Raw genomic sequence first — 23,615 nt, forward strand, 5'->3', positions numbered from 1 at the left:
GGGAGAACAGCCATGCAAATCATTCCGCGTTGACAAGGCGAATGTGGGGCAGTCAACTTTTGTCCAACGCAAACCAACTATGAAGAGACGTGAATTTCTTAAATCCTCTCTTGCGGCTGCAAGTGTCGGAGCCTTGACCACTATGAATGTTTCTGCTGCTGAAAAGAGTGAATCGCCGGCGCGTGAATTTTATGAATTACGCCTTTACCATCTGCGACGCGGTCCAAAGCAGAAGTTGTTTGATGATTTTTATGAGCATGCCGCGATTCCTGCAATGAATCGTGCAGGAATCGGGCCAGTTGGCGTGTTTAGCGTCATGGTGGGGCCAGACAGCCCGACGATGTATGTGTTGTTGCCGCATAAATCACTGGAATCGTTTGCGACGGCCAACGACAAGGTGCATTCAGATCCGGAATATCAAAAGGCCGGTGCTGAGTTCATCAATGCGCCGGCGACGGACCCGGCCTATGTGCGGATGGAAAGCTCGCTGATGGTGGCGTTTCAAGGAGTACCGAAGATCGAAGTGCCCGCAGGGGCGATTGGAAACAAGTCTCGCATCTTTGAACTGCGCACGTACGAGAGTCACAGCAAGAAGGCGAATCAGAAGAAGGTGGAGATGTTCAACACGGGCGAGATTGCGATTTTCCGTCGGACAGGTTTGCAGCCGGTTTTCTTCGGCGAAACGTTGATTGGTTCCAGGATGCCGAACCTAACCTACATGCTCACTTTCGAAGACATGGCCGCACGAGAGAAAAATTGGCACGCCTTTGGTTCAGATCCCGAATGGAAGAAACTGAGCAGCACGCCGGGTTATACTGATCCGGAGATTGTTTCCAACATCAGCAATCTATTTCTTCGGCCAACGGCGTATTCGCAGATTTAGAGAGATAAATGTGGGTCCGTAACATGTCTGCACAACTGCTCATTGACCGAGCAAACGGGTTTTGGTTGCCGACGACAGGTTGGCTTTCGCCAACCAGGTTTGGGCGGCGGAGCGGTTGGTTTGCAGCCAGGCGGTGAGTGCTTTTTCGAGGCTGGCATCGCGGAGTTCGGGACGCTCGATGGAGGCGGCCCAATCGACTGCGAGCTCCGGGTTCCTGGCGGTTAGCTGGGCGGAAATCAGGTCTGCTGCACCGTCGCGGGTGGGGCCTGCAGGCAAGGTTTGTGCCCACGAAACGGCCTGGTCGGCGTTCTCAGCCATCCACGCAGCCACTATGGTGCGAACATGATCCACACGGGTTGCACTTTCCGGCTCAGTCAACGCCCAAGTTGCGGCTTCGGTTGGATGGTTGTCAGCCCAGCGAGTCACCACTTCCTGGAGAGCCAGTTCCCGGATGTCATCGGAGGGAAGCGCTTGTGCCCAAGTTAAGGCATCGGCCACGCTATTCTGAGTCAGGACTGGCGCCACAGCCTTGATGGCATGAGGCTGGTCTGTTTCGGGTAAAGTGTTTACAAAACTCCCGGCTGCTTTCGGATCCTCCAACACCCAGTAGGAGAGTGTGTCCTGGATGGTTTTGCCGCGCACAGGACTGTCAGTGGGCAAATTTTCCGCCCATTGCGTTGCCGCCGCTGGATCTTTTCTGGCCCAACCGGAAGCGATATTTACCAATGCCGCCTCTTGCGCTGAATCACTTTCAAGGGTCTGGGCCCAATGAATGGCGGCGGCAGGGTCAGTGGCAGCCAGGGTATGCGCGAGGTGGGCAGCAGCGGCATCCTGATCAGCCCCTTTGGGCATTTGGGCCACATATTTCCCGGCGTCCTCCGGATTTTTACTGCCCCAGACGTCGAGCACATTGTTCAAAGCTTGTTGTTGGAGTTCACCCACAGGCAAGGTTTTCAGCCAGGAGATGGCCGATTCTGGTTGTTGAGTTGCCAGTGCACGCGCCACGTCCAAGGCAGCGCTGGTTTGCACCGGACCGGCGGATAACTGGCTTACCACCTGACTGGCGGTCTGCGGATCCCGGGTGGTCAGTTTTTTCAAACCGGTGAGAAGTGTTCGGTTGAGCGCCTCGCCACTGAGAAATTGTTGAGCCAGATCGAGTGAACGATGGGGATCAGTTCCGGCCAAAGAAGCCAGCGCGGTCTCCAATGCAGCCGCACGTTCTGTGGCATCGCCGAGATGTTCCGCCCAGCTCAGTGTGGAATCCATGTCCTTGTCCGCCCAATTCGTGGCGAGGGCGCGCAGTGCGTTCTCGCGACTCTCACCGGCGGGGACGAGTTCCAGATAACTCAATGCGCTCTGGATATCGTTGCGGGAAAACTGATCGAAGAGAGTATTGTAAATGAAGCGTTGCTCGTGTGTCGTGACCATGTCGCGGGCCAGAGTAAGTGCGCGCTTTGGATCGCTCTTGCCGAAGCTCTCCAGAATCAAGGATGTGGCTTGCGTGTATTCGGTTCCATGGGACATTTTCTGAACGTAAGCCAGTGCTGCTTCAGGGTCTGCTTCAAACCAGACAGCGAAAATGCGTCCAAACTCCATCGAGCGCCTGACTGGATCTTGTTCCGTTAATGCGCGATCCAGGAGAGTAGTTACATCGGTATTCGAAGCCGCTGGCACAGCCGAGGTGAGGCCTGCACTGGTGGGAGTTGTTGAAGGAGCAAGTCCGGATGTTCGCACAACTGGACCGGACTTGTCCTTGCGGAAATTGTTCCCCCGGATCCAAACAGCCGCCATCAACGCAAGTGCGAGCAGCACTGCGCCAATTAACATTTTTTGGCCTTTGGATTGGGTGTTCATGAAGCAGCGGTTGGGAGGAGAGATTTCTCCGGGTCGTGTGAGGTGCACGACCCGGAGTGGAACGTTGAGTAAGCGCGTTAGTTGCGCGGATCGACTGCGCCAGCTGTGAAGTCGGCTGCGTTGTTATTCGTATCGGTAGCACCCCCTCCAGCGCGCACGGCAGAGGTGGTGGCTGAGAGCGTTGGGGCAGCTCCCGAGCCTTCGAAGGCATCGGCCGTGCCGTAACCAACAAAGTCGACAACGGCACTGCTGCCGACGGGATTGTCCACGGTGAGCAGGGTCTGAGTTTTGGTCAGAGCCACCTTGGCGCTGGTAGCAGACATGCTGATGGTGCCGGTGGCTTCCGGTGTGGGCAGGCTGGTGGTGCCGCCCGTCCCTGCGGCTTCTTGAATCAGGTAATAATGGCCCGGCAGAATCGAACCACTGAGGGTGGTTTCCTGCCAACTGCTGCCGGTGGCACTGGCATATTGGACAGCGTAGGTGCTGAGATCAACCGTGGTTGAGCCGGCGTTGTAGAGTTCAATGAAGTCATTTTTATAAGTTGAACCGCTGTTGCCGCCGCCGCCATAAACCTGACTGATGACGACCGTGCCGCTGCCGCCGCCCGTGGTTACGGTGAAGCTGCTGGAACTGGTGGCAACTCCACCGCCAGCGGTTACTGTGATGGTTCCAGAAGTAGCGCCGCCAGGCACCGTCGCAGTGATTTTGGTGCTTGAGTTCACGGTGAAAGAAGCGCTTGTGCCGTGAAAAGCCACGGCAGATGCCGAGCTGAAGCCAGTGCCATTGATGGTCACACTGGCGCCCACTGTGCCGCTGCCTGGTGAGAAGCTGGTAATGGTAGGCGCGACCGCTCCATCCACCTTGGCGCGAAGCACGGTGGCAACGCTGGCCGGCAAGGCAGTGAAAAAGGTAAAGCCGGTATCCGTCTGGAGTTGATTAACCGAGGTGACATAGTTTGACCACGGGGTGGTGCGAATTCCGGAGATGTTGGGGATTTCCAGCGCGATGACGCGGGTGGCAGTGGTGATTCGGCTGAGAGCACTGCCGCTGCCTGCGGGAACCACGACAGCAATTTTCCAGGTAAAACCGGGAATGGAAACCTTGGCACTCGGCTGGATGCGGGAACCGTTGAAACTGCTGGGTCCGCAAATGAGCAGCATTTCATTGCCGGATTGCGCGAGGGTTTGGCAGTAACTTTCAAAATTCTGCCATACACCCTGATTGTTATCGGCTGTCTGGGGGATGATATTCGACATGTAGAATACCAGGTCGTTGTCGGTTGTGTTATCGGTGCGATCGAAGGAGGGGCACATGTGGCCGCGATCAAAACCGGACCCGGTATAATCTCCGGTTTTCACTTCGTAGAAGCCCGCTGGCAGGGTGGTATCAGTAAAGAATGAGCTGGAGCGGCCGCTCGAACCAATATCGCTTCCGGTCAAGTCCCAACTCGCCCAGTTGGGCTCGCCGAGACTATCGCTAAAGTCGATGGCTTCGACGGTGCGTTGAATCAGATAGTGACTGTGGTTATTGGCATCTGCCGTGGCATTGCTGGGATTGCCCAATTGCATTTGCAGGGCGGTGCTGATGGTGGCATCCGCTGGCAGGAGCGAGAACAACAGCGCGCACGCGCTGAGGGCACCCGCAAACAGTTTTCGGGGATGGGAGGAGGGATTCATAGATAGGAATAGTTGCAATGCGGACGTTAACTTCTGAGTTGATGATTGACCGACGAACTTCCAGGACGGGCTTATTCCTTAGGGTTGGAAATCCATTCTGGCAAGGATTTATTGCAAACGTTTCGCTTTTGTAACATCAAGCTGACATCGACAACTTTTATGAAATCGCTAATCTCGTCGAGGAATCAGAAAAGACAGGAGCGCTCAACGGTCCTTCAATAAGGAAAAGAAAATGCTCATGAAGTCATCAGAAGGTCTTGGATGACACAGCGGGGTTGGTGCAGGTGCTCAAGGAAATGCGGAGTTCCTGACTTGCTTCCCGGCATCCTTGTGAGAAATGTCAGTTGAAGCATGCCAGTCGCATCATTCCATGATTGATGGCAGGCGGTGCAAAATAAGGTAATTCCCGCACTCGCTGTTTAGCTTCCCTGGGCCACGCACGCGACCAGCAATTGCGTCACCCGTTTGAGAAATTCGTAATTCAGGGTGTCTGGTGTATCGCTCTTCTGATGGTAATTTGAATTGCGGAATTCGGCGGTATCGGTCCACATCACGGTGGGAATGTTATTTTTCCAGAACGGCAGATGATCGCTACGCGCCAGGACGGGAAACAATTGTTCCGCACCGGGGACAACTTCCAGGCCCATCACCGAAAACTCCGGCAGATAGGTTTTTGCTCCTAATAAAATGGAATCCATGAGGGTTCCCGAAGATTTATTGGCCAGAAGGCCTAAAAAATCACCGCGGTCCGGCAATTGAATGGGCAACCCCGTGGGCAAACGTTGGCTTACCGGAGCGCTTGAGGCGTAGCCCACCATCTCCAGGATGTGCGCCTGGTTCACTCGAAGTTCGACTTCCTGCAGGAAAGCTTTAACGAAATCAGTGCTACCAACCATGCCGTCCTCTTCGCCATTAAAGGCGACGTAACAGACCGGTTCATGCGGGCCAAACTTTGACATTACTTCGGCGCAACCCAACATGGCCGCAAGGGCGCTGGCATTATCGTCTGCTCCCGGCGATTGGGACACGCTGTCATAATGCGCTCCGACGATGGTCATTTCGGGTGCGGTAGTCTTCGGGAGGGCGACGACGTTGCCATATCGGCCCTCGATCTCCACGTTGTAACCCCACTCCTGGAATTGTGCGACCAGCCAGCGGGCGCATTCGCGGTTTGCCTCCGGTTGGAGCAGGGCATGTCTGGGCACCGAGATGCGCTCCACCCAGGTTCGCAATTTCTGCTCGGAAATGGCTTCCATGGCCGTTTGGATTTCCGGTGCCGGGGGCCCCTGCGCGGGCACTTGGGACGAATGGATTAGTCGCATAAAACCTTGTTTAAAGGAGTTTAAACCATCCAGTGTTGTCCTGCGAATTAATTCCAAACAGCCTGTAATGAGGGTTTTCCCTGGCTGGCAAATAGGATGTAACTAATCCAGAGATGTTGCGTCATGTATTGTATGGAGCCGGCCATGAGGCTGGCAAACAATGCACAAAACAGAACAGACAATTATGAAACGATTAGCTCTATTGGCAGTTTTGGCCCTCAGCGGCCTCATGGCCTTCAGCACTACGACGCGCGCTGAAGACACCACCAACGCACCAGCTCACCGTCGTGGCGGTCCTGGCGGACCCGGGGCTCCGGGTGGACGTGGCGGCGAAGGCATGATGAAGGAACGCATGGATAAAATGGCGACCGAACTCAATCTGACCGAGGACCAGAAGACCAAGGTGCAGGCGATCATGAAGGATACCGGCGAAAAGATGAAGGCTCTTCGCGATGATACCACCACCGCGCGGGAAGATAAAATGACCAAGGCGAAAGCCATTCGCGATGATTCCAACACCCAGATCAAGGCCCTGCTCACCGATGAGCAAAAGACCAAATTCGATGCCATGCAAAAGGAAAATGAAGAACGCATGAAAAAATGGCGTGAAGGCCAGGGCGGTGAAAAGAAGCCAGCGAAGCCGGAGGACAGCAAGTAATTTTCCGACTGTAGTATTGTAGGTTGGGGCGGCCTGGTGGCCGCCCTTTTTATTTCCCTTGCGCAAGGGCAAATTCATTTTCACCATGGGTAGTAGTGAAGCCAATGCAATTTTGAGCAATCAAAGAAAAATATGAAGCAGCTACTGAAAAATTTGTTTTTCATCCTGGTGATCGCAGGTTTGGCCGGCCCACAGCTTCGTGCGGAGGACAAGGCGACGCCGAACACACCGGCTCAGCCTGCCCCAAAACAGGACCGCGACACTCCCATGGAAAAGGTGTTTGCCGAGTTGAAAGTCTCACCTGAGCAGAAAGAAAAATTAAAAGCCATTTTCGAAGATCGGCATCAAAAGGTACAGGAGATCATCAAGGACTCCTCGCTTTCCCGCGAAGATAAGCACAAAAAGTTTAAGGAAATTGTGGATGCTGGAAATGACAAAATCAAAACCATTCTGACTCCTGAACAACAGGAGAGATGGCAAAAAATGCGCGAGGAGAATGCCAAAAAGCTCCACGGCGACCCGGTCGCGAACGGAACGAAGTAATCCCGGACAATCTTTACAACAGGACGGCGGGTCAGCCGTCCTTTTTATTTGTCATGCGAACTGCCTGCCGATAGCTTGTTAGCGGTGGGTTTGTGGAACAATCACCAAAGTGAATCTCTGATAAGCCGAAGATGATTGTGCCGCTCACCACGGTCCTTTTTCCCTGCGGATGTGGCGAGGGGACGGGAGAGAGCCTTGAGGTTGCAATGCGGGGCTCAGACAGAAGATGACATTGTTTTTACTGACAATTGCGTAAATGATTTCGGCCCAACAAAAAGCTGCCCTGATTGCTGCAGATTGCGATGTAGCCTATGACAATCTGACGCGACAGCTTTACGCCACTGATGCCTCGATCTACCAGATCACACCGTCAGCGGTGGCGTTCCCACGCGATGCACGCCAGGCCAGTTCTGTGATCCGGCAGGCCGCTGAAGCCGGGATTCCAATCATTCCCCGTGGAGCAGGAACGGGATTGATTGGCGGAGTTTTGGGCGAGGGGCTGATCATTGATTTTTCAAGGCATAACCGGGAGATCAGCGAACTGAATCTGGAGAAGCGCACGGTTCGTGTGGGTGCGGGAGTGGTGCTTGACCAGTTGAATGCGTTCCTGAAACCGTATGGGTTTTGTTTCGGGCCGGATGTGGCGACGAGTTCGCGCGCCACGTTGGGAGGGATGATCGCAAATAATTCGTCCGGGTCGCACGTGCCGTATTATGGTGTTACAGCGGACCATGTGGTTTCGCTGGAAATCGTCATGTCAGATGGGCGGATCGAACATACGGGCTCAAAGTATGATTCACTGCGGTCGCAGCGGCAGTTCATCGGCAAATTGATTCGAGAACATGCGGCGAAGATTCAAGAAAAGTTTTCGCCAGCCTTGCTCAAGCGGCGTCCTGGTTATGGGCTGGATCGGTTTCTCAAAGAGCCGGGTAATTTGAGTCATCTGTTTGCCGGGAGTGAAGGGACGCTCGGGGCGATTCTCTCGGCGGAACTGAAGATTGTTCCACTGCCTAAAATCCGAGGTATTGGCCTGGTTTTCTTTTCCTCGGTGGAAGAGGCAATGCAGGCAACGGTCGAATTATTGGATTTGAAACCGGCAGCAATTGAGCATGTTGACTCCGTGTTGTTCGACCAGACCAAAGGGCAACTGGCGTTCAAGGCTGCACGTGATTTGCTCGAGTTGGACGAGAAGCCGTGCGAAGCGATTCTCGCGGTTGAATTTTTTGAAGACAATGTCACCGAGCGGCTGGATTTGCTTGTGAAGAAAAATTTGGGTCTGCGGACGACCATTCTGCGCAACAATCAGGAGATTGGGTTGGTGTGGAACATGCGCAAGGCGGGGCTCTCACTGGTGACGGGTTGCAAAGGGGACGCGAAGCCGGTGACGTGTGTGGAGGACGGGTGCGTGCGTCCGGAGCATCTGCCGGAATATGTGGCCGGGCTCAAGGCCATCATGAAGCCGCTCGGTTTGCATGGATCATTTTATGGTCATGCCGCTTCGGGGTTGCTGCATGTGCGGCCAGTGTTGAATTTGCACAAGGCGGAGGATGTGGTGAAGATGCGCAAGTTCAGCGATGAAGCCGCTGCGTTGATCAAACAATTCAAAGGCTCGGTTGCTGGTGAGCATGGCGTGGGCATCGCGCGCACGGAGTATGTGCCGGAACAACTCGGGCCGGAGTTGATGAGTTTGACGAAGGAAATCAAGGCCGTCTTTGATCCGAAGAACGTTTTCAATCCGGGCAAGGTGATTCCGGATGGGCGTTACAAGATTGACACCAATCTGCGGATGGGTGGTGGTGATGGTGGTTATAGGTTGGAACTGCCGTTCGAGCCGACGTTGGCGTTTGCAGCGAAGGATAATTCGTTTGTTGGCAACCTGGAGCAGTGCAATGGCTGCGGTGGTTGCCGCAAGGATGCACCGACGATGTGTCCGACGTTTGTGGCGACAGGGGAGGAAATCATGTCCACACGCGGGCGCGCGAACACGATTCGTGCCGTGTTGGAGCATCGCGGGGCTGATGGAGGAGATCCGCTGAGTTCGGAGGAGTTGGAAACAGCGTTGGCAAATTGCCTCTCATGCAAAGCCTGCACGACGGAGTGTCCGTCAAACGTGAACATGGCGCTGCTGAAGGCGGAATTGCTCTATGCGCGACATAAGCGGGATGGATTGCCGTTGCGGGAGCGGATTTTGAGCGATGTGGATTTGTTGGGAAAACTCGGATGTGCATTTCCGTCTCTGGCCAACGCGGGCTTGAAGTGGCCATGGTTGCGGAGCTTGATGCAAAGTGCGTTAGGTATCGAAGCGAAGCGTCCGCTGCCGCCGTATGCGGAGGAGCGGTTTGATCATTGGTTTGCGCAGCATGTGAATTCGCGCCGGCCAACAAGGGGGAAGGTCATTTTGTGGGATGACACTTTCGTGCGGTATCACGAGCCGAACATTGGTATGGCGGCGGTGGCGGTTTTGGAAGCTGCCGGTTTTGAAGTTGTGTTGCCGAATAATCGCCGTTGCTGCGGTCGGCCCGCGTTCAGCCAGGGAAATCTGGATGAGGCGGCGAAGTTGGGACGTCACAATTTGGAATTGTTGAGCCAGGATCGGAGCAACACGCCGATTTTGTTCCTTGAGCCTTCGTGCTATTCGATGTTCGCGGAGGATTATCGCGAATTAAAGCTGGCCAGTGCGGAGGAGGTTTCGAAACGGTGTCATCTCTTCGAACAGTTCATCGAGAATCTTTTGAGTCGCGAGCCGAATGCGATTCCGTTCAACACAGAGCAGGAGACAATCGCGATTCACGCGCATTGTCATGCGAAGTCGTTGGTCAATCCAGCGTTCATGACGCGGTTGCTCCAACGGTTGCCGAATCGCAAAGTCACGCTGTTGGAAACGGGTTGTTGTGGAATGGCGGGGGCGTTTGGAGCGATCGAGTCGAAGTATGAGCTTTCGCTGAAGGTGGCAGCCCCGTTGGTGGATAAGATCGGGAAACAACCGAGTGACAGTGTGATTGTAGCGTCAGGGACGAGTTGTCGTCATCAGATTGAGCATTTGACGCCGGTGCATCCGAAGCATATGGCGGAGGTGTTGGCGGCGGCATTGGGGGAATGAGCAAGGAATGGGTCAAGCAGTTCCGGCCCACTGCGGCGTGGGAGTTTCGAGGTGGGTTCTTACTTTACTTTCATGGATAGCGTGTCTGATTCTCGGGAAATGAAGAGGCGGATTATTTGGAGCCGTGTTGAGGTGTGCGCGAGTGGCGGCTGTTCTTGTTCATGGAGTGTAAATAATTAGGGCGATTCCTTAGTGATCGCTTAAGTGGGACAACAAATGAATTGGCGTAAGAAATTCCAGTTTCAAACCTTGGACAAGTTGGTTAACCGCTTAAACAATACCCAAATTGTTATACGGCGGTGTGATGAAAGCTCTAATCGACCATTTTTCATCCTTAGAAACGCAATCTGGAGGAGCAGGAGTATTGCGATAGCTTGGCTTGTCATGGATTTTTCATCACTTTTTGCGGCTTCTGGTTTTTGGTGGGCTTGTTGGAATGGAAAGATGAAAGCACCCAGGAAACAATTCTAGTTCCACTCAAGATTCTGGTATGTGGATTTTTTGGAACTGTCGGAATGATTATGAACTTTCACCCCTATTATAAGTCAACAATTTCAAGGAAGGACAAGGAAGCTAAAAATGAAAATCAAGACTCGACTATTTCCGATAAGCTGAAAAAGGCGAAAGGTGAATAGGATTATGGATCTATTTGCTCATATAATGAACAAAGCTCCTGGGGAGATTCCTCTCGCAGATGCTGAGCAGCTCTGTCTGTCGATTTTCTGCACACTGGATATTTTGCCCATTGAATTTAGACGAGAAAAAATTGGAAGAAAGGAACTCACACAAGTTTTCTCCGGCCTTGCCTGTAATGGAAAGTTGCTGATTCCCAATAATTCAGATCTTAAGGCAGAAACTTTATTTTCAGAACATTATTGGAACCGACTACTTGATCTTTTATTAGAAGGAAAAGTGAAACTAGATGATGGATTTAGGTCTCGAGCTTCCACATATGTTTGAGCTTAAAGCTGTTTTTGGTTTGGGCTTGCAGGGATGTGGAAGCGCGTGGGGCGGGTCGAGTTACTCTGGTGTTAGCCAACGTGCATGAATTGAAGTCTTGCAGGTGAAGATGCTTTGGAAGGGGAGGGATTGCGCCGTCCTGTTCCGCTTCGGATTGCGCGGGTTGAAAAAAAGTTAGCATCATGGGCCCGAAGCGGGGAATTTATTGTTGAACGATTCCCAGACCGATGGTCTGGGCTAAGGTAAATTCGGCCCTTTGGGCCTCGCCCCCCTTGAGGCTGGGGAAAGGAGGAACGGATAAGACTGAGAGGTGTTCGCAATGACGAGGAGTGTTAGTCTTTGACTGCCTGAACGTGCCAGTCGAAAAAGAGGGTGTTCCGGACTTTGCCGTGAGCTTTCTGGGCAGGTATGAACTGATGATAGCCTGACTGGGGGTTGGCGTTGAGTTTGTCGGCGTCGACGATGGCAAAGGAGTCGGAAGGGCTGCGAATCTCGTGCATTTTCTTGGTGACTTCATCAGATTTGGCTTCCCTCGGCACGCTGCCATACGGGTAGCCGAAGGGGCGGGTGACGACATCAGTGACGAGGTTGGTGACGGCGACGCTGCAGATATAACTGAGCGGCCAGAAGACGGAGTTGGATTTATTGTTGGACGGATAGGTGCAAAGGGGGGCGGAGCCAGGGCAGACGAGGAGTGGAGCTACATTGATAGCATTTTTGGAGGCTTCCGGAAGTCCCATGTAGTGAGCGGTGTAAAAAGGGAGGCGTTTGTTGTCGTCATCATAAACACTGTATAATCCCTGCCAGAGCGGACCGGGCAGATGATCAGAGTTGTCATCCCCGTACAGCGCGATGGTAATGCCGACTTGCTTTAGATTATTGAGGCATTGGGTTTGCCGGGCTTTCTGTTTGGAGGTGGCCAGCACGGGCAATAGTAGTGCCGCCAGGATGGCAATGATGGCGATGACGACAAGTAATTCGATGAGGGTAAAACCGGATGATTCCGCGCGCGTGTTCATTTCCTTACCGGCACGGTGGCAGGTTCAGGCAGGGTTGTCGACCGTTAGTTTAGGCGAGAATCACGGAGCTTTGCCGGTGCATGAAACGAACGAGCCACTTGATTTTTAGTGATTTTTGCCCAGGCATGACCATAACATTTAGAGTCAAATTATTCCTTGTGTGATGCAAATATTACATACTTCACAATCAGGTCCGGCTTGGGCCGTTTACGACTGAGGAGGTCAGGGCCAGACTGGCGAGTGGCGAAGTTCTTATGAGCGATCCGGCCTGGCATGACGGCTTAACCGGGTGGGTGCCGTTGAAAGATGTGCTGGCCTGGTCTGCCCAGTCGATTACACCTCCACTTCTGCCAGTTCGAAATTCCATTCATTGGCCTGGATTGGTGGTTTTGGGATTGGCCGTTTTCGCACTGCTGTTCCTTGCGGTTCTCATATCCCTTGTTTCGAATGGAAAATCTGCCGGAAGTGCAGGCGGTGTGGAATTCATGTATGAAACAGGTGCGATTTTTGTTTTCTTTCTGATTTCAGCCCTGGCCGGCATTGTAGTTTCCCTGGTGGGAATTTTCGTTTTACGGGCCAGAAACCATATGAACATCGGCGGGTTCTGCGCGAATGCGTTTTTAATATTGTTCTTCGTGGTGAGCCTGGCGACGGGTGTATTCCGCAAGAATGAAATACCACCTTCCCGGGATCGGGATGCATCGCAATACTGGCTCACCAACCTGCCGGGCGGATCGGTTGCCAAAACGAATCAGCATTCCTGATTCAGAGGGTCGGCGATCTAAAGACAACGTGGCAGGGAGAGTCAAAAAATCTGGCATTCAAGCCGGGAATAGGTGTAGAACTTTGATGTTGTACGGGAGCAGCAAGAGAAAATTGCTTCGTGCTGAAAAAACCAAATAGCAAATTCACATGGAAATCCACATCCGAAGAGGCGCGCAGAAGCTGGGGGCTTTTCCTTTGGAGGAAGTCAGAACCAAATTGGCCACGGGCGAGCTAAAGCTGGATGACCTGGCATGGCATCTTGGTCTGAGTGATTGGATCCCATTGGGCGCTTTAATTGCCGCAGCCACTTCCAGTACTTCCCGGGCCGGGAAACATGCGGTTCCAGGTCTTATCTCATCTGTGCTGGCGTTGACGGCTATTGCCGGACTGCTGGTCACGCTGGTGCTTTTGCCTGAGCTTACCCGAACTGGAAATACAAACGGCCGGGGAACAGCTTACGTGCTGGCTGGAATGGTGAACGTTTATATTTTGATGGGGACGTTTTTGGGCATCGTTCTCGGGATCATTGGTTGTTTTTCTGCAAAATTCAAAAAAACCTGGAGTGTGGTTGGGTTGATCGTGAACATTTTGGTTTTTGCCACTGCTGCTTCCGTGATGGGGACGAAGGGATATGCCGCTTTTAAGAGTTATCAGAATCGACAAACCAGTAATCGTTACTATTCGCGACCGGCTGATGCCAGCACCGGCCCCATCATCTTTCCTGCGGGAGCCACCACGGTCGAAGACCACATGCAGTTGGTTCGCAAATGGTATGAGGTGAAGTGGATTGAAGCTTACAAGACGGTTGGCTTGCACGATCCCAAATGGGATGAGCCGGCGTTGAAGCTGATCACCGAAGCCTCCAGGATCAACCTGGGTGATCCAACTACCATGACGGAATTGGAACGCTTCCAATTGGCTCAACGTGTGCTGGAGTTGGGTTGCAAAGATCCGTTGGTTCTCTTTCTCTGCGCCAGATACCAGATGGAAGCGCAGGCCGGAGACGAATTATTCCAAAAGGCCGCCGCAGGCATGAAGGTCGCGGCCTATGCTCCGAGTGTAAAGTTTTGCTGGAACCTTGAGTTGGCGCATCGGGCGCAGGGTTGGCATAGGAACCAGGCGCTTTTGGAGGTGGACAATCAAAACGTGGCCCTGCTGGCCGTCATGCTTAAAGAAAAGGAGTTTAACAAGAGTGATATGTCAGTGCTTAAGGACTGCATCATGGAAGGGTACGGCGCGAATTTCTTTGATAGGAGGAAGGATGCTGTCTGCAACACGCTGGAGTCGACGCCCGGAGCGGAACCGTGGCTCGTGCACTATGCGCGCGGCGTTTTCTATGTGAAGAAAGCCTGGGAAGCGCGCGGCAGCGGCACGTCCGGCAGTGTTACCGACGAAGGCTGGCGCGGTTTCACTGATAATCTCAGCCGGGCTGAGAATGAATTGACGCAATCGTGGAAACTGAATCCGCAAGACCCTTCCGCGGCAACAGAAATGATAGCTGTGGCCATGGGCCAAAACGTGGATGCGCGCAAAGATATGCGGCTTTGGTTTGATCGGGCTGTGGCTGCACAGATCGACTGTGCGGGCGCCTATCACAGCTTGTTTTGGGGATTCAGGCCGCGCTGGTTTGGCAGCCATGAAGATATGCTGGCTCTGGGGCGTGCCTGTCTAAAGACCGGCCGTTATGACACCAAGGTTCCGCGACAATTCCTGACCATTGTAAAAGACATCTCCTCAGAGCAGGAGGACGATTATAATGCCATCTATCGGCGACCTGATGTGTATCGAGACCTGCAAATGATGTTTGATAATTACATCAAGGAACCGAAGAAGGCCCGCTGGAAGAAATATTATTTGTCGAATTATGCCGTAGTGGCTTACCACGCGGATGACCTGGCCCAATGCCGCCGCTGCCTTGAGCAGTTGAACTATGTTTATGACGATGTTGCGCTGAATGAATGGAATGCCAATTGGGTGCCCAGCATCGACAAGGTTTGTGCGCTCACCGGTCCGGCCAGGGAAAAGGTGCAACAAGGAGAGGATGCCTACGAGTCCAACCAATTGAAGCGCGCGCAAGATCTTTTTGCCGAGGCGGAGGTGTTGGCCAAGGGTGATGAACATGGATTGAAATTCATTCGCAACCGAAGGGAAAACATAGGAATGGAATCGCTGCTCAAAAAGGGCGATTGGGTAAACTTCACCCCGCCGGCCGATTTTGCTGGTTGGAAGGCTGATGTCGGTGACTGGACGGTGAAGTCCAACAACGTTTTGGAAGTCAAGGGCGGGGTGAAAGGTATGATGATCAAATCTCTGGCCCGGGTCGGTCCGAACTTTGAAACCAAAGGAACAGTTGAATTTGTTTCGAGCACAACCGGGGACGAGCAGGCTGGGGTGACGTTTGGTTGTCCAGACCTGGAGCGAAATGATTGGGAGAGCTTTCGGATCAAGAAAACCAAAAAGGAAGGGCAGGTCGCCTATTTCTCCCAACATTTTTACCTGGGCGAGAAGCCGACCAAAATACAGGTGCTGACCACCAATACTTTTCATATACAAGTCTGGCAGGGGAGCCTGAATGCCTACGTTAACGGGGTGAAGATCATTTCCGATTTTCGGCCTGCGGATAAGAGCGGCCTGGTCGACTACCCGGATGCTCTTGTTGGCTTGGGCGGTTACTCTGACCAGAATGAGTTTGTGGTCCGGTACTGCGGTACACAATTGCGGCGTCTTACCGCCCCGCCGACGAATCCATATGCTTTTCATTTGAGTCAGTAGGTGGTTTAAGTCGCCATAAAATAACTTTTCAAAGGCGATTGTAGCATCTGGATGCGAGAGCAAGCCGGTGGTTGTAATAATGTATAAAGCCCGTATGAACAGATGCTTGCGTTGGTATTGGTGGGTGCTTTTCATCTTTTTTCCAAAGAAAATGAAAATTTCTCAAAAAATAATGTCGGATTTCTCTTTTGATGGCCATTAATAAGCAGATGCAAGCGTTGGCAGACGCGGAATTGCTTGGCTAATATATAGCCCGGCAATCAGACGAGGCCTTTGAGACGTTGGTACAACGCCACGTGAACTTGGTCTATTCCGCAGCTTTACGGCAGGTCCGCATTCCGCATCTCGCCGAGGAGGTGACTCAGGCTGTTTTCATAGTTTTAGCGAGAAAGGCGCCTGAGTTAAAAGAGGGAACGGTTCTCTCTGGCTGGTTGTATCGCACGGCGCGATTTGTGGCTGCGGATGCCTTGAAGGCGGAAATCCGACGTCAACGCCGGGAACAAGAAGTCATGGAAATGGGGAGAACAATTGATGCGCGGGAATCTGAGTGGATGCAAATCGCTCCACTGCTTGACGAGGCCATGAGCGTCCTCGGCGAGAAAGACCGCAATCTGATTGTGTTGAGATTTTTTGAGCAAAAACCGCTCAAGGAGGTGGGAATTGCACTGGGGATCGACCCGGACACGGCGCAGAAGCGTATCTCTCGCGCAGTGGATAAGCTGCGCCACGTTTTATTAAAACGTGGCGCAGCCGTCTCTGCAGTTGCGCTTGTGGGCGTTTTAACGGCCAACGCCGTTCAAGCCGCGCCGGTGGGACTTGCATCTTCAGCGGCAGCGGTGGCTGCAGCGAAAGGACTGGCAGCAACGGGTTCCACTTTGGCACTCGCTAATGGGGCGATGAAAGGGATGTGGTGGTTGAAGATCAAGGCACTGGCAGGCTTATGCGTGGGCTTACTTTTTGTGGGAGGAGGCACCGCCATAGCGATTAATCAGATTGGCAAACATCCTGCCAAGGACGGTATTATTTGGAGTCTTGCCCCATACAAAGTATTAGATCGGGAGCCGGAAGTAATTGAGATCAGAGAAACCACCAAGTGGCCGGATCAAGGCGGTGCCTGGCAGGAGGATGATAATCGTGTTTTATCGTTGGGCGAGCCAATCAGGTTCCTTTATGCCTGGGCATATGATGAAAGTTTGGCCCGAATGATCATGCCTGCCAACGCTCCTACCAACAGGTTTGATTTTTTGGTGGGAATTAAAGCGAACCAAAAAGCAGAGTTTCAAAAAGCATTGAAGGAAAAGTTTGGATTTGAAGCGAAGCATGAGCGGCGTGAGGTGGCGGCTTTGAGCCTCGTTGTCAGTCGGCCGGCGGCCGGACTTAAAATAAACACTGGTGGTGAGGGTGCTTCGGGCGCTTACAAAGACAGGCTTATCGTCCATAAAAGCCCCATGTCCGGTCTTACTTTTTGGCTGGAGGACTATTTTCGCATGCCTGTTGTCGATAAAACTGGGCTTACCAATGTTTACGATATGGATTTGAACTGGGTCCAACCAGACAAAGAACCCGTGGACAAGGAGGCTTTGAAACGAGCTTTATTGGAGCAACTGGGTTTGGAGTTAAAGTCCGAGACGCAAGCAGTGAACATGCTCATCATCGAAAAAAGCAGGTAGATCGTATAATTTCCTCCAGTTTCCGGCCTCCCAGGGAGGGGCGCAATGAGGAAGCTGGAGGTTTCTTTTTGAAGCTGCCTCAAGTGAAAAAAGAATGAGCAAATGTTCCAATACGCTTGCCTGGAAACGAGGGTTTTTGCTTAGAATTATTTGGTCATCTAAGGTATGCGTTACTCGTGTGGTCCAAAATTCATGGGAAGTCGACGCTCAGCATTTACGCTGATTGAACTCCTGGTCGTCATTGCCATCATTGCGATCCTGGCGGGCTTGCTGCTTCCTGCCCTGGCCAGTGCAAAAGAAAAAGGGCGGCGGGTGGTGTGCAAGAATAATCTTCACCAGTTCTACCTGACGGTTCACTTGTACGGCGACGACAATAATGACACGATACCCTCGGGAATACGTGATAACGGTGACCAGGCAGCTTCGTTTATTCCTTCAGTAACGCGAACCGCGCTGGTGAGTTATGCCAATGGCGCGGAAAAATTTCTGGTCTGCCCCAACATGAGCGCATCTTTTCTTTGGGGAACAAACGGAGGCTTGTACACGCCAGGGATTGGCTATTCCATCGGCTATTTTTATCTTGGTGGTCACACCTTTACGCCCTGGCCGGCTTCAGGCGGCTATTCGAACTGGCTTTCACCTTGCAAGCTTACGGATGACTCGTCTCTGACGCTGCTCGCGGATCTGAATGAATGGTCGCCTTTCCTGAAGTGGTCCAGAGCACCGCACGGGCCAAGGGGCGCCATTCTTCTTGGGGATCCATTCAATGGCCAGGCTACATCTGCAGCCGTTCGCTCCATTGGAGCGGCTGGGGGAAATGTCAGTTATCTGGACGGGGCCGTCGTATGGAAACCGATACGGCAAATGGCCGATTATATCGATTCAGGTTTTAATACCGCATATCTGGGCTCCTGGTAGGTAAAACACCACAAGACCGCTGGGGATCGCAGAAAATTTGACTGAGTCGGACATTACATTTGGTGTGTCTCAAGCAGCCACTTTTTCCTTCAGCTTTTTCAGCCATCCGGGAACCGCCTGGTAAGCGTCTTCGGCCGCTTCGTATTCGAGAGCAATGTAGCCTTGATAGTTGGCATCGCGGAGGATTTTAAGAACGCGGTCCAGGTCAGCCGGGCCTCTTTCCTGGTTGCGTGGCTTCATCTCGGTTTTGCAGTGCACGTTGATGGCGTAAGGAGCGCATTTCACGAGATCGCCATACGGATCATCCGTGTGATAATTCCCGGTATCGAGGTTTAAACCCATCCAAGGACTCTTGACTGCTTTAATCATGTCGAGAACATCCCTGGCCTCCGTGGTGATGCCCTGGTCATTTTCAAGGCCGAGGAAGACGCCTTTGGTCCCGGCGTAGTCGGCGCACTCTTCGAAACCTTCGATGCAGTTCTTTTTGGCTTCATCGATGGACATGTCTTTGACGGCACCGCCAAAGACCCGCACGTAGGGTGCTCCAATGAACGCCGCAGTATCGATGAATTTTTTGGTCATCGCGATTTGCTCATCCCGTTTGGGCCCTTTGGGCAGGGTGAAGTTATTGCCCACAGAAGTTCCGCTGGGATGCACACCGCGCAAGTGCAGGTGGTGTTTTAGTTTGGCTAGATATTCTTCTGTAACCGGTTTAGGGAAGTAATAACCTGTGAGTTCTGCCGCGGAGAGACCTTGATCAGCGCAAAAGTCGACTAGATCAAACAAGGTTATCTTTTTGGCAGGATCCTTCTCGGTAAAATACTTTCGGAAGGAATATCCTACGAGACTAAGCGTCATTTTGGATTGGCCAGAACGCTTAAGAGGTTCAATCGCAAGAGCTTGTCGTGGGGCTGCCAACCCTGCGGCGGCCACTCCGAGCCCGGCGGTGAGTGAAGTTTTTAGAAAGTCGCGGCGATTCCAAGCTTTGTTCATATCGGTAAGACGAGTAAACACCAACCATCCATCAAGGAAACAAAAATCTCTGCGGTCCGATCAAAGCAGATTAGGTTTCTATGGGATGGAGATTTGGCGTCTCCCCCGATATAAAACCGCGAGAACGGCTAACTCTGGGCTTGCAAACAGGGGCATTTTAGTTACCTTCCACGGTTCGCCGTCGCGGAAGCCACGGCCCAACCAATTTATAAGTATTTATGGCAACAGCAAACGATCTTCGCCGTGGAATGGCGATCAATTATAATGGTGATATCTGCGTAGTTCTGGACAGCCAGCACCGCACGCCTGGCAACCTCCGCGCCTTTGTGCAGGCCAGCATCCGCAGCATCCGCACGGGCAAATCCTCCGATGTCCGCTTCAGCTCGACCGAGAAAATCGAAGTCGTGCCGATGATGACGCGCAAGATGGAATATAGCTATAAGGACCTGGAAGACTACGTCTTTTCCGACCCCGAAACCTATGAAACCGTCACCTTGCCCCCCGAGCTCGTAGGTGATGTGAAGAATTATCTCGTCGAAAACGCGCAGGTCACCATGACCTTCGTGGAAGACAAGGCTGTTTCCCTGGAACTCCCCTCGAGCGTGGTCCTTACGGTGACTGATGCTCCGGAAGGCATTCGCGGTGACTCCGCGAACAACGTGCAAAAGTCAGTAACCATGGAGACCGGAATCGTGGTGCAGGCGCCTCTATTCATCAAGACCGGAGAAAAGCTCAAGATCGATACCCGCACCGGTAAATACATGGAACGGGCCTAAGCGGCATTGTTTATCCTGGGTAGTTTTTAATTTAAAAGCCCGCCTTCTGGCGGGCTTTTGCTTTGGAAATCTGCAACTGGCAATGGTGCCCCTTAATCCACAATATCCATTTTTGGGCGGAGGCCGTACTTTTTAGCCAGAGCCAGGCACGCGTTTAGCGACTTCATGCCTTCCGTGCAGGTTGGATGGGCCAGTGAAGCGGCGGCGGCGCAGACACCGAGCAGCAGGCAGCGTTGCAAATCCCACCCTTCATGCAGGCCGAACAGAGTTCCGGCACAGAATGCATCCCCAGCGCCGGCAGTTCCCAAGATGTAATTCGCCGGCAATCTCAGAGAGGATTGCCAGACATCTTCACCCATGCGTGTCCGGGCAAAGCCCCCTTCGGGGAAGTGAATGACAACTATTTCGCGTACGCCTTGCTGAAGCAGCGCCCCGGCTGCGTGGCGAAGGGCAACCGTATCCAGTTTGCCGTCAGCCTGGCGAATTTTGAATCCCGTGGTCTTACCAGCCTCGATTTCATTCAGGATGCAATAATCCACATGCTTCAATGCAGGATTAACAATCTTGGCGAAGCGATCGCTATCCTCGCTGACGACATCAACGCTGGTCTTCAGGCCGGCGTTCTGGGCGGCGGCGAGCAGGCGGGCTGCCTTGGTCCCGTACTTGGCATCAGGTGCGTCCATTGCATCCAGCAGGAGCAGGTATCCCAAATGGAAAATGCGGGCCTTGGTCTTTGAAAAGTCCAGGTCTTGACCATGCCATAGGGCATTGGCTCCCCGGGCGTGAAAGAAAGTGCGATGTCCGCAGCCCTTTTCCGTCATGACGTCGGTGTAGGAGGTGGGTGCCTTCTTCGTGACATCGAGGAACTTCGTATCGATCTTGTTGTCACGGCAATCCTGCAGGATTTCCCTGCCGAGGGAGTCATCCCCGACCAATCCGGCGGCGAAGAGCGGGAACGGAGCACCCATCTTGGCAAGATCGATCAACACGTTGTAGGGAGCACCGCCGGTGCCCTGCGATTGGCTTCGGATATTGGCCAATTGCTCGCGCTGCGGGTAAACATCGATAATTTTTACCAGATCGATGATCCAGTTGCCGCCGCCGAGCAATCCAGAGCGGTTGGAGGAAGATTTAATTTTCATGATGATCGTAAATTCCTTTGAGGACACTACCGCACGGGTGCATACTTAGATTGAGAGTGCGCGAGCATGTCATCAGCCTATGATATCGCGCCTAGTGAATGAAATTAACAGGGCTTATGGCAAGAGATTTTTCCAGCCGGTTGGTCTGGGTACTTTCCTGCGGAGCAGGGGAGGGTGAATCGGGGTTGATTTAAGAATGTCTTTTCAAAAAGCCCGGATACTTGTAATGATTGCCCATGCCAGAGCCTGCGCGAAAAGGTGAGAGAATTTTTCGCGGCATACCGGTTTCAGCCGGGGTTTGCCGGGGTAAGGTGCTTGTACTGGGGAAATCAAACGCTTTAGTTCCCAAGCGGCAAATCCCTGAGTCACAGGTAACTGAAGAAGTTGCCCGGCTCGAACAGGCGCTTTCCCAAACCCGGCATCAAATTTTGGACGTCCAGCGGAAGGTCTGTGATGGCATGGGAGCCCAGGAGGGCGGTATTTTCGATGCTCATTTGCTGGTCCTAGAAGATCGCACACTGCTGGATGAGGTGTTGCGCAACATTCAGGATAAGCGATTTAACGCCGAATTCGCCTTCCACGCCGTCGCGGAGAAATATGCCACCACTCTGGCCGCGATCGAGGATGATTACCTTCGTGAGCGGGCGACTGACATGCGGGATGTCACCTCGCGGATACTTAACAATTTGACGGGGCGACAGGAGGAGGTCGATTTGCGCAAGTTGAAAGAGCCTTGCGTCATCATCAGTTACGATCTGTCTCCTTCCACCACCGCCCAACTGGACAAGAAAACCGTGCTGGGATTTGCCACCGACGTGGGAGGCAAGACTTCGCACACGGCGATTATGGCCCGGTCCCTGCGCATTCCGGCGGTGGTTGGTTTGAAGGGTGCGAGCAATGAATTGGAAACCGGCGATTATATACTGCTCGATGGGTACAACGGTGTCATCATCATCAACCCGACTGATCAGACGTTGTTCGAATACGGGCAGATCATTCGCAAACAGGTCACGTTGCAGGAAAAGCTGCGCGACATTCAGTTGAAGCCGGCGGTGACCCTGGATGGACATCGAGTTACCCTCTCAGCCAATGTGGAACAGCCACGGGATGCCGAAGAGGTGCTGGCCAATGGCGGCGAGGGCGTGGGATTATTTCGCACAGAGTATTTGTTCATCAACCGGGACACGATGCCAACGGAGGAGGAGCAATATGAGGCCTACAAGCAGGTAGCATCGGCACTGAAACCGCAACCGGTCGTGATTCGCACCCTGGATTTGGGCGGCGACAAGTTTCATTCGCAACTCCAGGCTCCCACGGAGCTGAATCCTTTTCTTGGGTGGCGGGCGATTCGCTATTGTTTGCAGGAGCCAACGGTTTTTCGCCATCAATTGCGGGCGGTTCTCCGCGCGAGTGTTGAAGGAAACGTCAAGATGATGTACCCGATGATTTCGGGAGTGGATGAGTTGAACCAGGCGAATGCCCTGCTCGAGCAATACAAAGCGGAATTGCGCGCCGAAAAAATTCCATTCGATGAAGGCATGGAGATTGGGGCGATGATCGAAGTGCCTTCAGCAGCGCTGGTGGCCGATGCGTTGGCCAGGCGCCTGAAGTTTTTCAGCCTCGGCACCAATGATTTGATTCAATACACGCTCGCGGTGGACCGGATGAATGAAAAGGTGGCCCATCTTTACGAACCAACGCATCCGGCCATTCTTCGTTTAATTAAGAATACGGTGGAGGCGGGGCGTCGGAATAATATCTGGGTGGGCGTCTGCGGTGAAATGGCGGGCGACCCGGTGCTCATACCACTCCTGCTGGGATTGGGCGTGGATGAGTTGAGTGCGGCACCAGCCCTGGTGCCGCCAGTGAAGTTCCTCATTCGCCGATTGAAAATGAGCGAGGCCAGGGAACTGGCGGAGTTTGCGCTCAGTTGCGAATCTGCGTCCGATATTCTTGTTCGTTGCCAGGCACTGGCGCGGGACATTGCTCCCAGCTTGTTTGAGAACAAAGCGTGAAACTGTGTTGGAAATCCCGCCTGTTATTCCGCCTGAGCCTGCAGTTAAAGTTGCTATTGTGGCTGAAATGAAGGGCTATAGAGGTGAAATGGTTGCTCATCATCGCTAATTTTGCTGCGGCAGGTGCTTTGTGTTTCCTTGGAAGTATGGCGGTGGCAGCGCATCGCAGCCACGCGTACAGCGTATACAGAGAATTGCAATCGCGGCATGTTCTAAGCGAACAGCCCGATTACGATGTAGAAAAACGTTTACGCACCATGGCAAATGGCGGCATGTATTCTTTATCGATTGCCAAGGTTGGTTCTGGAATTTGCATCGCAAATGCTTTGGCGATTGGATTTTTGTTTAGAAATCCAAGACCTATTTCCAAGGCCGCAGAGTCAAATTAAGATATTGCCAAATTATCGCTCCGTAATTCACGTCGACAGCTCGGGCGGGGTGCCATTCTCGCTGCAAGCCTCGAGCAACTTTGTTAAACTAGTCATCCATCTTCAACACGTCTAAAGAGGGCCGACGGACTATAATCCAGTGGGCACGAATGCAGTCCGC

Annotated in this window: 18 protein-coding genes; 12 read left to right on the plus strand and 6 right to left on the minus strand. The window is 52.9% G+C overall.

The genetic code is table 11. The features are described 5' to 3' along the window. Window positions 1-79 precede the first annotated feature (79 nt). Complete coding sequence (locus CFLAV_RS05480) at window positions 80-883, plus strand: NIPSNAP family protein (protein WP_007413655.1); 804 nt, start codon at window positions 80-82, stop codon at window positions 881-883. 39 nt (window positions 884-922) lie between these two features. Here CFLAV_RS05480 and CFLAV_RS05485 read toward each other — a convergent pair whose 3' ends face one another. The 3 genes from CFLAV_RS05485 to CFLAV_RS05495 form a co-directional block, all read right to left on the minus strand. Continuing rightward, a complete protein-coding gene (locus tag CFLAV_RS05485; protein WP_150107284.1) occupies window positions 923-2,710 on the minus strand; it encodes a hypothetical protein in 1,788 nt (595 codons plus the stop codon). Window positions 2,711-2,814: 104 nt separating this feature from the next. Further along, complete coding sequence (locus CFLAV_RS31870; RefSeq protein ID WP_007413657.1) at window positions 2,815-4,413, minus strand: DNA/RNA non-specific endonuclease; 1,599 nt, start codon at window positions 4,411-4,413, stop codon at window positions 2,815-2,817. A gap of 419 nt (window positions 4,414-4,832) precedes the next feature. Continuing rightward, window positions 4,833-5,669 carry a M28 family peptidase gene (locus tag CFLAV_RS05495; RefSeq protein WP_202796848.1) on the minus strand — a complete coding sequence of 279 codons (837 nt, stop codon included), beginning with the start codon at window positions 5,667-5,669 and terminating at the stop codon, window positions 4,833-4,835. A gap of 250 nt (window positions 5,670-5,919) precedes the next feature. On the opposite strand from CFLAV_RS05495, the gene CFLAV_RS05500 reads away from it, so the two are divergent. The 4 genes from CFLAV_RS05500 (at window position 5,920) to CFLAV_RS05520 (ending at window position 10,996) form a co-directional block, all read left to right on the plus strand. After that, window positions 5,920-6,393: a DUF4890 domain-containing protein gene (locus CFLAV_RS05500; RefSeq protein WP_150107285.1), complete on the plus strand. Its 474-nt coding sequence runs from the start codon at window positions 5,920-5,922 to the stop codon at window positions 6,391-6,393. Window positions 6,394-6,525: 132 nt separating this feature from the next. Further along, window positions 6,526-6,936: a hypothetical protein gene (locus CFLAV_RS05505; protein WP_007413660.1), complete on the plus strand. Its 411-nt coding sequence runs from the start codon at window positions 6,526-6,528 to the stop codon at window positions 6,934-6,936. A gap of 256 nt (window positions 6,937-7,192) precedes the next feature. Beyond that, window positions 7,193-10,036, plus strand: coding sequence for an FAD-binding and (Fe-S)-binding domain-containing protein (locus CFLAV_RS05510; RefSeq protein ID WP_007413661.1), 2,844 nt, complete (start codon window positions 7,193-7,195; stop codon window positions 10,034-10,036). A 639-nt stretch (window positions 10,037-10,675) separates the two neighbouring features. Further along, the gene (locus CFLAV_RS05520) at window positions 10,676-10,996 is read left to right on the plus strand and encodes a hypothetical protein (RefSeq protein ID WP_007413662.1); all 321 of its coding nucleotides are present in this window, start codon (window positions 10,676-10,678) and stop codon (window positions 10,994-10,996) included. 332 nt (window positions 10,997-11,328) lie between these two features. On the opposite strand, the gene CFLAV_RS31875 is transcribed toward CFLAV_RS05520, so the two are convergent. After that, window positions 11,329-12,015, minus strand: a complete 687-nt coding sequence (locus tag CFLAV_RS31875) for a prepilin-type N-terminal cleavage/methylation domain-containing protein (protein WP_007413664.1) — start codon at window positions 12,013-12,015, stop codon at window positions 11,329-11,331. A gap of 176 nt (window positions 12,016-12,191) precedes the next feature. Here CFLAV_RS31875 and CFLAV_RS05530 point away from each other — a divergent pair, with 176 nt between their 5' ends. The 4 genes from CFLAV_RS05530 to CFLAV_RS31885 all read left to right on the plus strand — a co-directional run bounded on the left by CFLAV_RS05530 (window position 12,192) and on the right by CFLAV_RS31885 (window position 18,140). Beyond that, window positions 12,192-12,779, plus strand: coding sequence for a DUF4339 domain-containing protein (locus tag CFLAV_RS05530; RefSeq protein ID WP_083808761.1), 588 nt, complete (start codon window positions 12,192-12,194; stop codon window positions 12,777-12,779). Window positions 12,780-12,927: 148 nt separating this feature from the next. Beyond that, window positions 12,928-15,552 (plus strand): GYF domain-containing protein, encoded by a 2,625-nt coding sequence (locus CFLAV_RS05535; RefSeq protein WP_007413666.1) that lies wholly within the window; start codon window positions 12,928-12,930, stop codon window positions 15,550-15,552. 248 nt (window positions 15,553-15,800) lie between these two features. After that, complete coding sequence (locus CFLAV_RS31880; RefSeq protein WP_272941467.1) at window positions 15,801-17,222, plus strand: TIGR03435 family protein; 1,422 nt, start codon at window positions 15,801-15,803, stop codon at window positions 17,220-17,222. A gap of 192 nt (window positions 17,223-17,414) precedes the next feature. Continuing rightward, window positions 17,415-18,140, plus strand: a complete 726-nt coding sequence (locus tag CFLAV_RS31885; protein WP_050785636.1) for a type II secretion system protein — start codon at window positions 17,415-17,417, stop codon at window positions 18,138-18,140. 69 nt (window positions 18,141-18,209) lie between these two features. On the opposite strand, the gene CFLAV_RS05550 is transcribed toward CFLAV_RS31885, so the two are convergent. Then, a complete protein-coding gene (locus CFLAV_RS05550; protein WP_007413669.1) occupies window positions 18,210-19,133 on the minus strand; it encodes a sugar phosphate isomerase/epimerase family protein in 924 nt (307 codons plus the stop codon). Window positions 19,134-19,351: 218 nt separating this feature from the next. Here CFLAV_RS05550 and efp point away from each other — a divergent pair, with 218 nt between their 5' ends. Further along, window positions 19,352-19,909, plus strand: coding sequence for an elongation factor P (gene efp / locus CFLAV_RS05555; RefSeq protein WP_040547112.1), 558 nt, complete (start codon window positions 19,352-19,354; stop codon window positions 19,907-19,909). 92 nt (window positions 19,910-20,001) lie between these two features. On the opposite strand, the gene CFLAV_RS05560 is transcribed toward efp, so the two are convergent. Further along, the gene (locus CFLAV_RS05560) at window positions 20,002-21,051 is read right to left on the minus strand and encodes a carbohydrate kinase family protein (RefSeq protein ID WP_007413671.1); all 1,050 of its coding nucleotides are present in this window, start codon (window positions 21,049-21,051) and stop codon (window positions 20,002-20,004) included. A gap of 236 nt (window positions 21,052-21,287) precedes the next feature. On the opposite strand from CFLAV_RS05560, the gene ptsP reads away from it, so the two are divergent. Together ptsP and CFLAV_RS05570 are read left to right on the plus strand one after the other, a co-directional pair. Then, window positions 21,288-23,066, plus strand: a complete 1,779-nt coding sequence (gene ptsP / locus CFLAV_RS05565) for a phosphoenolpyruvate--protein phosphotransferase (RefSeq protein ID WP_007413672.1) — start codon at window positions 21,288-21,290, stop codon at window positions 23,064-23,066. Between the two features lie 83 nt (window positions 23,067-23,149). Beyond that, window positions 23,150-23,455, plus strand: a complete 306-nt coding sequence (locus CFLAV_RS05570) for a hypothetical protein (RefSeq protein WP_040547114.1) — start codon at window positions 23,150-23,152, stop codon at window positions 23,453-23,455. Window positions 23,456-23,615 lie beyond the last annotated feature (160 nt).

The sequence above is a fragment of the Pedosphaera parvula Ellin514 genome, from assembly GCF_000172555.1.
In the GTDB taxonomy this organism is placed as follows: domain Bacteria; phylum Verrucomicrobiota; class Verrucomicrobiia; order Limisphaerales; family Pedosphaeraceae; genus Pedosphaera.

Excerpts from the sequence above, each read along its gene's own strand:
- CFLAV_RS05550 (WP_007413669.1), bottom strand. The coding sequence starts at position 19,133 with ATGAACAAAGCTTGGAATCGCCGCGACTTTCTAAAAACTTCACTCACC.
- CFLAV_RS05480 (WP_007413655.1), top strand. The coding sequence starts at position 80 with ATGAAGAGACGTGAATTTCTTAAATCCTCTCTTGCGGCTGCAAGTGTC.
- CFLAV_RS05485 (WP_150107284.1), bottom strand. The coding sequence starts at position 2,710 with ATGTTAATTGGCGCAGTGCTGCTCGCACTTGCGTTGATGGCGGCTGTT.
- ptsP (WP_007413672.1), top strand. The coding sequence starts at position 21,288 with ATGCCAGAGCCTGCGCGAAAAGGTGAGAGAATTTTTCGCGGCATACCG.
- CFLAV_RS05510 (WP_007413661.1), top strand. The coding sequence starts at position 7,193 with ATGATTTCGGCCCAACAAAAAGCTGCCCTGATTGCTGCAGATTGCGAT.
- CFLAV_RS05560 (WP_007413671.1), bottom strand. The coding sequence starts at position 21,051 with ATGAAAATTAAATCTTCCTCCAACCGCTCTGGATTGCTCGGCGGCGGC.
- CFLAV_RS31885 (WP_050785636.1), top strand. The coding sequence starts at position 17,415 with ATGGGAAGTCGACGCTCAGCATTTACGCTGATTGAACTCCTGGTCGTC.
- CFLAV_RS05535 (WP_007413666.1), top strand. The coding sequence starts at position 12,928 with ATGGAAATCCACATCCGAAGAGGCGCGCAGAAGCTGGGGGCTTTTCCT.
- CFLAV_RS05520 (WP_007413662.1), top strand. The coding sequence starts at position 10,676 with ATGGATCTATTTGCTCATATAATGAACAAAGCTCCTGGGGAGATTCCT.
- CFLAV_RS31875 (WP_007413664.1), bottom strand. The coding sequence starts at position 12,015 with ATGAACACGCGCGCGGAATCATCCGGTTTTACCCTCATCGAATTACTT.
- CFLAV_RS31870 (WP_007413657.1), bottom strand. The coding sequence starts at position 4,413 with ATGAATCCCTCCTCCCATCCCCGAAAACTGTTTGCGGGTGCCCTCAGC.
- CFLAV_RS05500 (WP_150107285.1), top strand. The coding sequence starts at position 5,920 with ATGAAACGATTAGCTCTATTGGCAGTTTTGGCCCTCAGCGGCCTCATG.
- efp (WP_040547112.1), top strand. The coding sequence starts at position 19,352 with ATGGCAACAGCAAACGATCTTCGCCGTGGAATGGCGATCAATTATAAT.
- CFLAV_RS05505 (WP_007413660.1), top strand. The coding sequence starts at position 6,526 with ATGAAGCAGCTACTGAAAAATTTGTTTTTCATCCTGGTGATCGCAGGT.
- CFLAV_RS05495 (WP_202796848.1), bottom strand. The coding sequence starts at position 5,669 with ATGGAAGCCATTTCCGAGCAGAAATTGCGAACCTGGGTGGAGCGCATC.